Here is a 13,039-nt window from a genome sequence, read left to right as displayed (position 1 = left end):
TCGGGTAATCCAAGGGAATGGCCGGGTTCGTCCCGGCCATTTCAGTTTGCGGTCGCTCCTTCTATCCGCCGGCGGCCGCGGTGCATGCGTTCTGGTCCTCGGCGAACCGCACCAGCACTGTCCCGTCGGTGACCTGTGCGCCTTCCCCGGCGACCTCGGCGATCACCCCGTCATGCGGGGCGGCGATGGTGTGCTCCATCTTCATCGCCTCGAGGATCAGCAGAGCTTGTCCTTTGATCACACCGTCGCCTTTCGCCACGCGCACAAGCTTGACCAGGCCCGGCATCGGTGCGCGCAGGCTGCCGGTGGCGGCGGCCGCTTCATCGCTCCTGGCCAAGGGGTCCGGCACCGCGAAAGTATAGCCGACGGCGCCTTCGAACACCGTGATGTGGCCAGGCCAGCGGGCGAGGCGGGGAACGGCGCGAAGATCATGCAAATTGGTGCTGTCATAAGGCGCATCGAGCGCCACCTGGAAGCGCCCGTCCGATCGCACTGAAATCCTTGCCTGAATGGCTTCGTCGCCGAACGTCAGCCGCATGCGCTGCGCCCCGCCGTGGAAATGCGCATAGCCGGCGAGTGATGACCATGGGTCGTTCGACGACGGCAATGCTCCGGCACCCGAGGCCGCCATGGCGGCAGCCGAGATGATCTCGCCGGTCGGCGGCGCGACCGCCGTCAACGCCTCCTGGTGTCTGCCGATCAGGCCGGTATCGATGTCTTCAGCCGCAAAATCCGGATCGGCGGCAAGGGCGGCAAGAAAAGCGGTGTTGACGGTGGAGCCGGCAATCTCGGTTTGCGCGAGCGCGGTGCGGAGCGCTTCCAGCGCCTGCCGTCTGTCTCCGGCATGAACGACCAGCTTCGCGATCATCGGGTCGTAATAGGGCGAGATGGCATCGCCAGCCCGCACGCCGGTCTCGATGCGCATCGTGGCGCCTTCGGGGGCAACGTCTGGAAATCTAAGGTGGTGCAGCGTGCCTGTGGCCGGCAGAAACCCCTTGGCCGCATCCTCGGCATAGATGCGCGCCTCGAAAGCATGGCCGCAAAGCGTGATCTCGCTCTGCGTCTTCGGCAGTTTTTCGCCGCCGGCGACCCGTAACTGCCACTCGACGAGATCGGTGCCGGTGACCATCTCGGTGACCGGATGCTCGACCTGCAGCCGGGTGTTCATTTCCATGAACCAGAAGCGATCGGCCTTGAGGCCTTGCGAGGCGTCGACGATGAATTCGATGGTGCCGGCGCCGGAATAGTTGATTGCTCTGGCGGCTTTTACCGCCGCCTCGCTCATTGCCTTGCGCAAAGCCGGCGTCATGCCGGGGGCGGGGGCCTCCTCGATTACCTTCTGGTGGCGGCGTTGCGCCGAACAGTCGCGCTCGTAGAGATGCACCGCATTGCCGAAATTATCGCCGAACACCTGCACTTCGATATGGCGCGGCTTGTCGACATATTTCTCGACCAGCACGCGGTCGTCGCCGAAAGCGGCCTTTGCTTCGCGCCGGGCGCTGGAGAGTGCCTCGGAAAAGTCATCGGGATGCTCGACGCGGCGCATGCCCTTGCCGCCGCCGCCAGCGCGCGCCTTGATCAGCACGGGATAGCCGATCTCGCGGGCCTTTGACGCAAGCAGCACGATTTCCTGCGCCTCGCCATGATAGCCCGGAACGACCGGAACGCCGGCTTTTTCCATCAGCCGCTTGGCGGCGTCCTTCAACCCCATGGCGCGGATCGAGGTCGCCGACGGGCCGATGAAAATGAGGCCGGCCGCCACCACCTGGTCGACGAAATCGGGGTTTTCCGACAGGAAGCCGTAACCGGGATGGATAGCCTGCGCACCCGTGGCCAGGGCCGCGGCGACAATCCTGTCACCGCGCAGATAGCTCTCGCCGACCGGCGAAGGACCGATATGGACCGCCTCGTCGGCCATCTCGACATGCAGGGACCTCGCGTCGGCATCCGAATAGACGGCGACAGTGTGCACGCCGAGCTTGCGAGCCGTGCGGATGACGCGGCAAGCGACCTCGCCCCGATTGGCGATCAGGATTTTCGTGAACATGGAGCCTCCCGGGTCAGTATCGGGCGGCGCCATTTTGGTAGGCACCGGCCTATTTCGAAGCGGCGATCTCGCAGGCGCCGCCGGTGGTTACCTTGTAGTGCGCGCGCGTGGCCAGACAGGATTTCATAGCCAGTTCTTCCGCTGCCTTTTGTGACGGCGCGTTCAGATGCCCGCCGCAGATTATGTATGATGACATGATCCGGGCATAAGGCGTGGTGGCGTAGGCCGAATGGCCGCCGGCCGCCACATAGGCCTTGTAGGTCTTGGTACATGGATCTTTCAAATTTCGTGGCAAATAGGGCGGGAAACGCTTGTCTCCCTCGCTTCCCGCCAGCGATCCGGCCACGCCCGCGCCATGCGCGGCGGTTAGCAGCAATGCCGAAAGTATTAAAGTAGACGCATTCCGTGAATATTTCCGTTCCATTCTCACCCCATCCCCATTGCAAAGTGCAGGACGAGCGATAGCGAATATTCTCCGGCGCCGCCAGAGCTGCAGGATGAGCTCGCGATTTCGTGAGCGAACGAAAGGCCTGGCCTATAAAATTCAATCTCCACCCAATGTTGCAAGATGTTGACGGTATAGTTCTGCCATCGCTTCGTCGAAGCAGCAGAAAACAACGATTTCGGGAAGCGCGTTGTGCTTGATGAAGTCATTGACCTCATAGACGGCGATTTCGGTCGCCTCGTCTTTCGGGTAGCGGTAAACACCGGTCGAGATCGCGGGAAACGCCACCGAACGGCAATCATTGGCGGTCGCGAGTTCCAGCGACCTGAGATAGCAAGAGGCCAGCAGTTCGGCTTCGCCCTTGCCGCCGCCCTGCCAGACCGGCCCGACCGTGTGGATGATATGTCGAGCTGGCAGCTTGTAACCCTTGGTGATCTTGGCGTCGCCGACCCTGCATCCGTTCAACATCCGGCATTCTACCTCGAGCTCACGACCCGCCGCGCGGTGGATGGCGCCATCGACTCCACCGCCACCAAGAAGCGAAGTGTTGGCGGCATTGACGATGGCGTCGACATCCAGCTTCGTGATGTCGCCGGTGTGGATGCGGATCCTGTCTTGGGCCTTGCTCATCTCACATCCTGAACACGCCGAAGCGTGTCTCCTCGATCTCGGCGTTGAGCGACGCGGAAAGGCTGAGCGCCAGCACCTCGCGTGTCCTGGCCGGATCGATGATGCCGTCGTCCCAGAGGCGGGCGGACGAGTAGAGCGGATGGCCCTCATGCTCGTATTTCATCAGGATCGGCTTCTTGAATTTCGCTTCCTCCTCGGCGCTCCACTCGCCGCCCTTTCGCTCGATGCCTTCGCGCTTGACCATGGCGAGCACGGTTGCCGCCTGTTCGCCGCCCATCACCGAGATGCGCGCGTTCGGCCACATCCACAGGAAGCGCGGTGAGTAGGCGCGGCCGCACATGCCGTAGTTGCCGGCGCCGAACGAACCGCCGATGATGACGGTCACCTTCGGCACCCTGGCGGTCGCCACCGCCATCACCAGCTTGGCGCCGTCCTTGGCGATGCCGCCCGCCTCGTATTTGCGGCCGACCATAAAGCCGGTGATATTCTGAAGGAAAACCAGCGGAATCTTGCGCTGACAGCACAACTCGATGAAGTGCGCGCCCTTCAGCGCGCTTTCGGAAAACAGCACGCCATTGTTGGCGATGACGCCGACCGGCATGCCATGGAGGTGGGCGAAACCGGTGATCAGCGTGGTGCCGTAGTTCTGCTTGAACTCATCGAATTCGGAGCCGTCGACGATGCGCGCGATCACCTCGCGCACGTCATAGGGCTGGCGCAGGTCGGTCGGGACGATGCCATAGAGCTCATCCGCGGGATGAAGCGGCTGATGAGCTTTCTGTAAGCTCAGGCTTACAGCCTTGTTCCGATTCAGGTTCTTGATGATGCGCCGGCAAATGGCGAGCGCGTGTTCGTCGTCCAGCGCATAGTGATCGGCGACGCCGGAAAGCCTGGTGTGTACATCCGCGCCGCCCAATTCCTCGGCGCTGACGTCTTCGCCGGTGGCCGCCTTCACCAGCGGCGGTCCGCCGAGGAAGATGGTCGCCTGGTTGCGCACCATGATCGTCTCGTCCGACATCGCCGGCACATAGGCGCCGCCAGCGGTGCAGGAGCCCATGACGCAGGCGATCTGCGGAACGCCGGCAGCCGACATGTTGGCCTGGTTGTAGAAGATGCGGCCGAAATGCTCGCGGTCGGGAAAGACCTCGTCCTGGTTGGGCAGGTTGGCGCCGCCGCTGTCGACCAGATAGACGCATGGCAAATTGTTCTGCAGCGCGATCTCCTGCGCGCGCAGATGCTTCTTCACCGTCAGCGGATAGTAGGTGCCGCCCTTCACCGTGGCGTCGTTGACAACGACCATCACCTCGGTGCTCTCGACGCGGCCGATGCCGGCGATCAGGCCGGCCGACGCAATCTCCTCGCCATACATGGACCATGCCGCGAACTGGCCGATCTCGAGGAAGGGCGAACCGGTGTCCAGCAATTGCGCCAGGCGTTCGCGCGGCAGCAGCTTGCCACGACCGACATGGCGATCGCGGGCCTCATCCGAGCCGCCGCGCTCGACTGTCGTCGCCTTTTCAGCGATATCGGCAACCAGCGCGCGCATGCGCTCGGCATTGGCACGGAAGGTTTCGGAGGAGGGCGAGATCTGGGTTTGGAGGATAGCCATGCTACACCCCCTCCGCCATGATCTCGCGGCCGATCAGCCAGCGACGGATCTCGCTGGTGCCGGCGCCGATCTCGTAGAGCTTCGCGTCGCGCAAAAGCCGGCCGGTCGGATAGTCGTTGATATAGCCGTTGCCGCCAAGCAGCTGGATCGCGTCGAGTGCCATCTGCGTCGCTTTCTCGGCGGCGAACAGCACGCATCCGGCTGCATCCTTGCGGCTGGTCTGGCCGCGGTCGCAGGCGGCGGCGACGGCGTACACGTAGGCACGCGCGGCGTTCATCGCCGTATACATGTCGGCAAGCTTGCCTTGCACCAGCTGGAATTCCCCGATCGGCTGGCCGAACTGCTTGCGCTCGTGAACATAGGGGATCGCTACGTCGAGGCAGGCCGCCATCAGGCCGATCGGGCCGCCGGCAAGCACGGTGCGCTCATAGTCGAGGCCGGACATCAGCACCTCGACGCCGCGTCCTTCCTCGTGCAGCACATTGTCGAACGGCACCTCGACGTCCGAAAAGACCAGTTCGCCGGTGTTGGACCCCCGCATGCCGAGCTTGTCGAATTTCTGCGCCACCGAAAACCCCGGCATCGCCTTTTCGACGATGAAGGCGGTGATGCCGCGCGATTTCCGGTCCGGGTCGGTTTTGGCGTAGACGACCAGCGTTTCGGCATCCGGGCCGTTGGTGATCCACATCTTGGTGCCGTTGAGCACATAGCGGTCATTGCGCTTTTCGGCGCGCAACTTGAGCGACACCACGTCGGAGCCGGCGCCGGGCTCCGACATGGCCAGCGCGCCGACGTGCTCGCCCGAACATAGCGGCGGCAGGTATTTTTCCTTCTGTGCCGGCGTTGCCCAGCGGTTGATCTGGTTGACGCAGAGATTGGAGTGGGCGCCGTAGGAAAGGCCGACCGATGCCGAGGCGCGCGAAATCTCCTCGACCGCGATCACGTGGGCGAGATAGCCCATGCCGCTGCCGCCGAAATCGGGATCGGCGGTTATGCCGAGCAGGCCAAGAGTGCCGAGTTCTCCCCATAGATGCGCCGGGAATTCGTTCTCGCGATCGATGTCAGCGGCTATCGGCGCGATTCTGTCCTGGGCGAAGCGGCGCACCAGGTCGCGCAACGCCTCGACGTCCTCGTCATGCCCGAAGCTGAGCGTGTTCGTGTACATGCCGTTCCTCCCCGGTACCAATGCCGATGTTCGCGCCGACCAGGCGCATTGTCATCGAAAGGTATGTCTGCGTGACCTCGGCGATCGACAATCGCTCGCCCGGCCGGAACCAGACGATGACGCCGGTCATCATCTGGATCAGAGCCATGGCCGTCAGGCCGGTGTCCTCGATGCGGAAAATACCCGCCTCGGCGCCATCGCGCAGGATCGAACGCAGGTCCTTTTCGTAGGCCGTGCGCATGCGCAGGATCTGTGTCAGCCTGTCAGGCGACAGGCTGCGCAATTCCATGTTCGACACATGCGTGGCGTGGCGGCGCCCGATATGAAAGGCGATGTGGTTGCGCACAAAGGCGGCAAGCTGCCGTACCGGATCCGCGTCGGCCGGCCTGGAACGCTCCCAGGCCTCGCGAAGCGCTTGCATATGGTCGCGCATCAGCGTGAACAGCAGGTCTTCCTTGGTCGGAAAATAGTGATAGAGCGCGGCCGCCTGCACGCCGACCTCGGCGGCCAGCTGGCGCATCGACATTGCTTCATAACCGTAACGCGCAATCAGGGTGGCCGCCGCTTCACGGACTGCCGCTTCGGTTCGCTCGCCGTGTGATCCTGTGGTGCGCGCCATCGTCGCCTCGTTGACGGCAGAATAATAAAACAAACGTTCAATTAATTCAAGGCAGGCGGAAATCCGTCTATCCGATAATCCTGAAATCTCCAGGCGTGGCCCAGGTCTCCAGCTCTTCCACATCGATCCGCGAGACGGATGCGCCCGACGGGCCTTGCCGAAGCCGTTCAATCATGGCCGCAATCGCCGCGTCGGCGCCGGTAAGCCATGCCGTCACCGAGCGGTCTCTTTCGTTGCGCACCCAGCCCAACAGCCCGAGCCTTGTCGCTTCATCGCGCGTCCACGCCCTGTAGCCGACCCCTTGGACCGTGCCGTATATGTGCGCCTGCACTGCCCTTTTCCGATCATTCATGGGCTCGCTCCCGTTCCATAGAGTCTGGCGCAGCATCGAACGAAGGCAACGGTTGGAAACGGTGACCGCGATGAAAATCGAGGGCCTCCGTTCCAAATTTTCTGCCGCCGGCCTGACCGAGATGTGTACCGATCCCGCGCCACTCCGGCCGCGCGTTCTTTCGCTCTCCGCGCGCGGCCAGGCCGCGCTTGCGGCACTTCATGCGGCCACGGATCGTGATCTGGCCCGCCTGACCGCGGGCTTGAATGACAGGGAAGCCGCGGAATTATCGGATGTGCTGGCGCGTGCCGGACATCTGCTCGGCGCCGCGATGGCTCCCGAGCGCCGCGAAGTGCCCTAGTTTCCGCGCGCCGCTGCCAAGGCGCCAGGCAATTCCTCGGCGAAGATGTCCAGTTCGTGGGCGAGACCGACGCTGACGCGGATGCAGTGGTCGAGCCGTGGCGCCATCGGCTTACGGATGAAGACGTCGCGCGACAACAGCCCCTGCAGCACTTTCACGGCGAAAGCACCGTCATGGCCGCAGTCGATGGTGACGAAATTGGTCGCCGAGGCGAGCGGCTTCAACCCGTTCTGTTCGGCGATATCAGCAATGCGCCGACGTCCGGCGGCGACCCGGGCCACCACCGTCTCGAGATAGGCCTGGTCGGCGAGCGCCTCGACGCCGGCGATCTGCGCCATGCGGCTGACGCCATAGTGGTTGCGGATCTTCTCGAAGTCGCTGATCACTTGCGTCTCGGCGACGGCATAGCCGCAGCGTATTCCGGCAAGTCCATAGGCCTTCGAAAAGGTTCGCATGCGGATGACGTTCGGCCGCGAGATGTCGATCGGCGGCAGGGCCGAGGCTGGTCCCAATTCGCCATAGGCTTCGTCGAGCACGAGCATGGTGGTTTCCGGCAAGGCTTCGATGAAGCGGATGACCTCGTCGGCTTCCCACCAACTGCCCATCGGATTGTCCGGGTTGGACAGATAGACCAGCGGCGCCTTCTCCCTGACGACTGCCGCGAGCAGACCGTCCAGGCTTTCCCTGTCATTCTCGTAAGGGACGGTCACCAGCCGGCCGCCGACACCGGCAATGTGGAAGTTGAAGGTCGGATAGGCGCCGAGCGAGGTGACCACGGCATCGCCAGGCGCCACGTACATGCGCGCCACCAGGCTGAGCAGACCGTCAATGCCTTCGCCGACAACGATATTTTCGACCGCCACATGGTGATGCGCCGCAGCCGCGACCTTCAGATCGTAATTGTCGGGGTCACAATACATCCACTGGTCGCGCGCGACACTCTCCATGCGGGCGATGACGCGCGGCGAAGGACCAAAACTGCTCTCATTGGCGCCGATGCGGGCACGGAAAGCGCGCCCGCGCTCACGCTGCTGCGCTTCGGGACCGACAAACGGCACGGTCGACGGAAGCGCTGCGATGAGTGGTGAGAGGGCAGGGCGCTGAGGCATGTCGGAAGCTCGCTTGGAAGGGACCTTCTTGCTAACGCGCGCCACCGGCCGGTGCAAGCTGCGCGATAGAGCATCGGTGCAAATACAAAAAACCCGGCGGTTGCCCGCCGGGTTTCGGTTTCAATAGCCGAAATGTCTTAGAACGAGCGCTGGAAGCGGAGAATGCCGCCGATATTGCTCTTCTTCTCGGCGCCGTCCCAGGCCCGCGTCAGATCATCGCTACCGACGTTCTGATAGTCGACTTCGGCTGTGACCGTAAAGCCGGGAACAACGTCATAGGCGATATTCGCCGCGATGCCGAGGTTCTTCCAGTCGTCATACGAAACCTGAGCGTTGAACGAGGTCTTCTCGTTGAACTTGTAGGTGCCGCCGCCCCAAACTGCCCAGTTGCCGCCCCACTGCTTGTAGAAGCCGCGACCGCCAGCCGGAATTGCGTATGTCGGATCGTTGAGATTGTCGTCCGAACCGTAGCCGCCCATGACCCAGAGCGACAGTTCGTTGGAAACGTTGACATCCAAGCGAACCTTGCCGGCCACTTCTTCGTAGTTGCTGTCATAGGCAACGACGCCGGTGATGGCGCCCCAGCCCTGCGTCCACTTCAAACCGCCGACGACATGCGGAACATAGCTGTCGATCGTGCCAACCGTGCCTGCGCCTTCTTCCAGCGAGAGGACGGCAGAGAAGCCGTTGCCGGCGTCGAAGTAGTATTGCACGACGTTGGTGTCGAAATCGCCGTAGGGAACGATCGTATCTTGGATAACGTTGCCGGCGTAGCCGATGAACGTATCGAAGGCCGATTCGTCCTTACCGACGCGGAGACCACCGAGCTGAATCCAGGCGAAGTTCAGCGAGACGTCCTTGTTATGGGCGGGATTGTCGACGAAGAGGCCAGTCGCCGGATCGTAGCTGGTGTCACCTCCCTCGCCATTGCCGAAGTTGAAGCGGGTCTCGGTGTAGGTCTTCAAGGTACCGAGCTCGGTTTCCTGGCCGGTCTAGGTCTTCAGCGTGAAGCGGGTATTTTTGTGCCAGGTGTCATTTATGCTGCCATCCTGATGGTCGACGTTCTTAGCACCATCGAACGTACCGAGGTCGCCACCGGAGATGTCGTAGCGGACATAGCCGCCGACGCGCAGGCAGGTTTCGGTGCCGGGGATGTAGAAGTAGCCAGCGCCGTAGACGTCGCAAATCTTGACGTATTCAGCGGGCTCCGGCTCGGCGATGACGACGGCGTCGGCGGCGCGCGCACCGGAAACTGCGATCAGGGCCGCAGCGGAGCCGAGAAGAAGGCTCTTGATGTTCATTTTCTGACCTCCAGTCAAAAGTTAAAAAACGGGTCTGGGTATTCTTTGCTGAAGGACAGCGTTCCCTGCCCCATCCCCACTACCGAAAAAGATGCGCACCGCGCCGCTCCTTCGAACTCGACATTACCATGAGCCGGCGGCGTTCAACAACGATCGTACCGGCGAAAGGGCTGTTCGGCTGCTATCCCCCGGCGCTGTTGCACAAATGACACGATTTGGCCTCACTCAGAAAGCTCTCGTTAACCATCAGGCCCGCCGCAGCCGGCTATTTCCGGCCGAATCCGGCATTCGGCCGACGGAATCGTGGCGAGGCCGCGAGTCACCGGCCAGGGATTTGCCGCATAACCGCCCCATCGCGGAAATCCGCGGCGACAGCGCGCCGTTATTTTCCATATTAATGACGCGGGCTTGTTGATTGTGCCGGCGCTTTTCTTTATCCAGCGGCTCAACGGAGAGGTGGCCGAGTGGTCGAAGGCGCTCCCCTGCTAAGGGAGTAGAGGTCAAAAGCTTCTCGTGGGTTCGAATCCCATCCTCTCCGCCATCCTGCTTCGCCCTCCGGGCTTCGCAGGACAAGCCCAGACCTTCCAGCGAAGCAGGACGCTCTCCGAAGCCTCGGCGAAGGAGGGCCTGTGGATAGCGAGCGATATGTCGGCATCACATCCGACCTGAAGCGCCGGATCGCCGAGCACAATGCCGGAAAATCCACCCACACGTCTAAGTTTCTGCCCTGGCGGATCGTCACCTATGTAGCTTTCTCCGACCAAGCCAAGGCGGCTTCATTCAAGCGCTATCTGAAATCCGACTCCGGGCACGCCTTCGCCAACAAACGTCTTTGGTGACTATTCGCACGACAGCGCGAAATCCACCTGGTCTCCGAAAAAACTTAGTTATCTCAGGCAGTTGATGCCTGAACTGGCGTTGATAGGGCCGTCATTCGGTTCGATTCTGACTGGAGGTCAGAAAATGAACATCAAGAGCCTTCTTCTCGGCTCCGCTGCGGCCCTGATCGCAGTTTCCGGTGCGCGCGCCGCCGACGCCGTCGTCGTCGCCGCGCCGGAGCCCGCTGAATACGTCAAGATTTGCGACGTCTACGGCGCTGGCTACTTCTACATCCCCGGCACCGAGACCTGCCTGCGCATCGGCGGCTATGTCCGTTATGATGCTTCCGCTGGAGATCAGGGTGCTTTCACTGGTCGTCGCGCCACCGATCATGAGGATGGCAGCGAGAACGACACCTGGCACAAGCAGGCCCGCTTCACCCTGAAGACCTGGACTGGCCAGGAAACCGAACTCGGCACGTTGAAGACCTATACCGAGACCCGTTTCAACTACTCCGACGGGAGCCAGAGCTCTTCGCTGAACTTCGCCTGGATTCAACTCGGCGGTCTGCGCGTCGGTGCTGACGAATCGGCCTTCGATACGTTCACCGGCTACGCCGGCAACGTCATCAACGATACGCTGGTTCCCTACGGCGGCTTCGAGACCAACGTTATCCAGTACTACTTCGACGCGGGTAACGGCTTCTCGGCTGTGGTTTCGCTCGAAGAAGGTTCTGACCCGGCTCCGGGCTCCTATCTGAGCGTTCCGGACGGCACGATCGACAGCTACGTTCCGAACGTGGTTGGTGGCGTGAAATGGACGCAGGGGTGGGGCGCGATCACGGGCGTCGTTGCTTACGACAGCAACTACGAAGAGTGGGCCGGCAAGGTTCGCTTGGATGTCAACGCCACCAACGAACTGTCGCTGTTCTTGATGGCCGGCTACGGCTCGGACGACAATCTCTCGGATCCCACATGGTCCATCCCGGGCGGCGGCCGTGGCTTCTACAAGCTGTGGGGCGGCAATTGGGCAGTTTGGGGCGGCGGCACCTACAAGTTCAACGAGAAGACCTCGTTCAACGCTCAGGTCTCGTATGACGAATGGAAGAACCTCGGCATTGCCGCGAACATTGCCTATGATATCGTTCCCGGCTTCACGGTCACGGCCGAAGTCGACTACCTCAATGCAGGCAAGTTCGACGACGCAGACTTCTCCAATTGGACCAATGCGACCAAGAAGAGCAGCATCGGCGGAGTCCTCCGCTTCCAGCGCTCCTTCTAAGGGGCTGGTTCTTTACAGCTGAAATCCAGCCCGGGCGCACAAACGTCCGGGCTGTTTTTGTTTCGTGGCTGGGTCAACGCAACAGAAGGGACAGGGGGAATCGGTAGCTGAATTAGGCCTGTGGAGCGGTTTCGCTGGGATCCGTCAATCAACGGAAGAAATTAGCCACGGCTTAAAAATTCTTGAAAGGACACTTCCAAGCGGTTAGGGCTAGCCTATCCACTAGGGGGGTGTGGCGAATAATGACCAATGAAGCGATTCAAGAGGGAGGGCCCTCTGACCACTATGCGATGTATTCTTCTCAAAACGCGAAATTCAACTATACCTACAACAAGATAAGAGAAGTAACGTCGCATCGGGTCGGAGAGCTCTTTTTCAGCTTATCGAGACATATTGTGGGATGATGGGCGACATAAATATAATGTCAGCTCCTTCATCGGCGAGATAGACGAGATCCTCCTTGGGGAGCGTTTCAGCGCCTTTGACCAGAGTACCCTGGACAACCTTATCGGCACCTTGCGCCAGCGCGGCAACAGCAACGCGACCATCAATCGAAAGATGGCTGCTCTCAGCAAACTGCTGCGCAAGGCTTACAAGATGGGAGATATCCACAGCCTGCCCGAGTTTCGCCGCCAGAAGGAGCGGGCGGGACGAATTCGTTTCCTCGAGAGGGAGGAAGAGGCAAGGCTGTTTGCCGCTATCAAGAGCCGCAGCGAGGATGCCTACCGGCTTTCCGTCTTCCTGGTCGACACCGGATGCCGCCTCGGAGAGGCGCTCGGGCTGATCTGGAACGATATCCAGGAACATCGCGTCTCCTTCTGGATCACCAAGTCCGGTCGCAGCCGCACCATTCCGATGACCGAGCGGGTCAAGGAGGTCATCAAGCTGCCTCCGGCCGAAGGGCGCCGGCCTAAGGGGCCGTTCACCAAGCTCAGCCAGGCACAATTTCGCGCCATCTGGAACGATGCCAAGGCGGAAGTCGGGCTCGGCGCCGACGACCAGGTCGTGCCGCACATCCTGCGCCACACCTGCGCTTCGCGTCTTGTCCAGGGCGGCATCGACATCCGCCGCGTGCAGATGTGGCTTGGCCATCAGACCTTGTCGATGACCATGCGCTACGCGCATCTGGCCACCAATGATCTCGATGGCTGCGTTGTCGTGCTGGAGAAGCCTCGCGGCGAGCAACCGGCCGGCAGCGCGGAAAGCTCGCTGTTTTCGTCGCCGGTGACGACGCCGTCGGCGAAGCGGAAGCAGACGAATGAGGGCGCTTCGGCGAAGGCGCCGCCAAAGGCGACCCGCAAAAGCTCCAAGGCCAAGTAGTT

Annotated in this window: 11 protein-coding genes, 1 tRNA gene and 2 pseudogenes; 5 read left to right on the top strand and 9 right to left on the bottom strand. The window is 61.8% G+C overall.

From position 1 onward, the window contains the following. Window positions 1-61: 61 nt before the first annotated feature. The 7 genes from FJ527_RS18510 to FJ527_RS18480 form a co-directional block, all read right to left on the bottom strand. Window positions 62-2,047 (bottom strand): acetyl/propionyl/methylcrotonyl-CoA carboxylase subunit alpha, encoded by a 1,986-nt coding sequence (locus FJ527_RS18510; protein WP_140823782.1) that lies wholly within the window; start codon window positions 2,045-2,047, stop codon window positions 62-64. 49 nt (window positions 2,048-2,096) lie between these two features. Then, the gene (locus FJ527_RS18505; protein ID WP_015318600.1) at window positions 2,097-2,471 is read right to left on the bottom strand and encodes a hypothetical protein; all 375 of its coding nucleotides are present in this window, start codon (window positions 2,469-2,471) and stop codon (window positions 2,097-2,099) included. A 120-nt stretch (window positions 2,472-2,591) separates the two neighbouring features. Beyond that, window positions 2,592-3,122 (bottom strand): O-acetyl-ADP-ribose deacetylase, encoded by a 531-nt coding sequence (locus FJ527_RS18500; RefSeq protein ID WP_140823781.1) that lies wholly within the window; start codon window positions 3,120-3,122, stop codon window positions 2,592-2,594. Between the two features lies 1 nt (window position 3,123). Next, complete coding sequence (locus FJ527_RS18495) at window positions 3,124-4,731, bottom strand: carboxyl transferase domain-containing protein (RefSeq protein WP_140823780.1); 1,608 nt, start codon at window positions 4,729-4,731, stop codon at window positions 3,124-3,126. Between the two features lies 1 nt (window position 4,732). Then, the gene (locus FJ527_RS18490; protein ID WP_140823779.1) at window positions 4,733-5,896 is read right to left on the bottom strand and encodes an isovaleryl-CoA dehydrogenase; all 1,164 of its coding nucleotides are present in this window, start codon (window positions 5,894-5,896) and stop codon (window positions 4,733-4,735) included. Next, entirely contained in the window at window positions 5,865-6,515 is a 651-nt protein-coding gene (locus FJ527_RS18485) for a TetR/AcrR family transcriptional regulator (RefSeq protein ID WP_140618514.1), read from the bottom strand. The genes FJ527_RS18490 and FJ527_RS18485 overlap by 32 nt, the downstream gene beginning before the upstream one ends. A gap of 67 nt (window positions 6,516-6,582) precedes the next feature. Then, window positions 6,583-6,867 (bottom strand): acylphosphatase, encoded by a 285-nt coding sequence (locus tag FJ527_RS18480; RefSeq protein WP_140823778.1) that lies wholly within the window; start codon window positions 6,865-6,867, stop codon window positions 6,583-6,585. A gap of 52 nt (window positions 6,868-6,919) precedes the next feature. On the opposite strand from FJ527_RS18480, the gene FJ527_RS18475 reads away from it, so the two are divergent. Continuing rightward, window positions 6,920-7,207 (top strand): hypothetical protein, encoded by a 288-nt coding sequence (locus FJ527_RS18475; protein WP_181166392.1) that lies wholly within the window; start codon window positions 6,920-6,922, stop codon window positions 7,205-7,207. Here FJ527_RS18475 and FJ527_RS18470 read toward each other — a convergent pair. Both FJ527_RS18470 and FJ527_RS18465 read right to left on the bottom strand, forming a co-directional pair. Next, window positions 7,204-8,316: a pyridoxal phosphate-dependent aminotransferase gene (locus tag FJ527_RS18470; protein ID WP_140823777.1), complete on the bottom strand. Its 1,113-nt coding sequence runs from the start codon at window positions 8,314-8,316 to the stop codon at window positions 7,204-7,206. The two genes, FJ527_RS18475 and FJ527_RS18470, sit on opposite strands and share 4 nt — an antisense overlap. A gap of 137 nt (window positions 8,317-8,453) precedes the next feature. After that, window positions 8,454-9,617, bottom strand: a pseudogene (locus FJ527_RS18465) (porin). Between the two features lie 450 nt (window positions 9,618-10,067). Between FJ527_RS18465 and FJ527_RS18460 the strand changes: the two are divergent. The 4 genes and pseudogenes from FJ527_RS18460 (at window position 10,068) to FJ527_RS18445 (ending at window position 13,037) form a co-directional block, all read left to right on the top strand. Beyond that, a tRNA-Ser gene (locus tag FJ527_RS18460) sits at window positions 10,068-10,158 on the top strand. An 88-nt stretch (window positions 10,159-10,246) separates the two neighbouring features. After that, window positions 10,247-10,456 (top strand): GIY-YIG nuclease family protein, encoded by a 210-nt coding sequence (locus FJ527_RS18455; protein WP_140823776.1) that lies wholly within the window; start codon window positions 10,247-10,249, stop codon window positions 10,454-10,456. 124 nt (window positions 10,457-10,580) lie between these two features. Next, window positions 10,581-11,717, top strand: a complete 1,137-nt coding sequence (locus FJ527_RS18450; protein ID WP_140823863.1) for a porin — start codon at window positions 10,581-10,583, stop codon at window positions 11,715-11,717. A 242-nt stretch (window positions 11,718-11,959) separates the two neighbouring features. Beyond that, window positions 11,960-13,037 (top strand): annotated as a pseudogene (locus FJ527_RS18445) (site-specific integrase). The last annotated feature ends 2 nt before the right edge of the window (window positions 13,038-13,039 follow it).

Source organism: Mesorhizobium sp. B2-4-18 (assembly GCF_006441385.1).
Taxonomy (GTDB): Bacteria; Pseudomonadota; Alphaproteobacteria; order Rhizobiales; family Rhizobiaceae; genus Mesorhizobium; species Mesorhizobium australicum.
The sequence above is the reverse complement of the archived record's forward strand: the minus strand, read 5'-3'. Positions and strand labels throughout refer to the sequence as shown.

What these genes read in the sequence shown, in the direction of transcription:
- FJ527_RS18510 (WP_140823782.1), bottom strand. Translation starts at nt 2,047, where the DNA reads ATGTTCACGAAAATCCTGATCGCCAATCGGGGCGAGGTCGCTTGCCGC.
- FJ527_RS18505 (WP_015318600.1), bottom strand. Translation starts at nt 2,471, where the DNA reads ATGGAACGGAAATATTCACGGAATGCGTCTACTTTAATACTTTCGGCA.
- FJ527_RS18500 (WP_140823781.1), bottom strand. Translation starts at nt 3,122, where the DNA reads ATGAGCAAGGCCCAAGACAGGATCCGCATCCACACCGGCGACATCACG.
- FJ527_RS18495 (WP_140823780.1), bottom strand. Translation starts at nt 4,731, where the DNA reads ATGGCTATCCTCCAAACCCAGATCTCGCCCTCCTCCGAAACCTTCCGT.
- FJ527_RS18490 (WP_140823779.1), bottom strand. Translation starts at nt 5,896, where the DNA reads ATGTACACGAACACGCTCAGCTTCGGGCATGACGAGGACGTCGAGGCG.
- FJ527_RS18485 (WP_140618514.1), bottom strand. Translation starts at nt 6,515, where the DNA reads ATGGCGCGCACCACAGGATCACACGGCGAGCGAACCGAAGCGGCAGTC.
- FJ527_RS18480 (WP_140823778.1), bottom strand. Translation starts at nt 6,867, where the DNA reads ATGAATGATCGGAAAAGGGCAGTGCAGGCGCACATATACGGCACGGTC.
- FJ527_RS18470 (WP_140823777.1), bottom strand. Translation starts at nt 8,316, where the DNA reads ATGCCTCAGCGCCCTGCCCTCTCACCACTCATCGCAGCGCTTCCGTCG.
- FJ527_RS18450 (WP_140823863.1), top strand. Translation starts at nt 10,581, where the DNA reads ATGAACATCAAGAGCCTTCTTCTCGGCTCCGCTGCGGCCCTGATCGCA.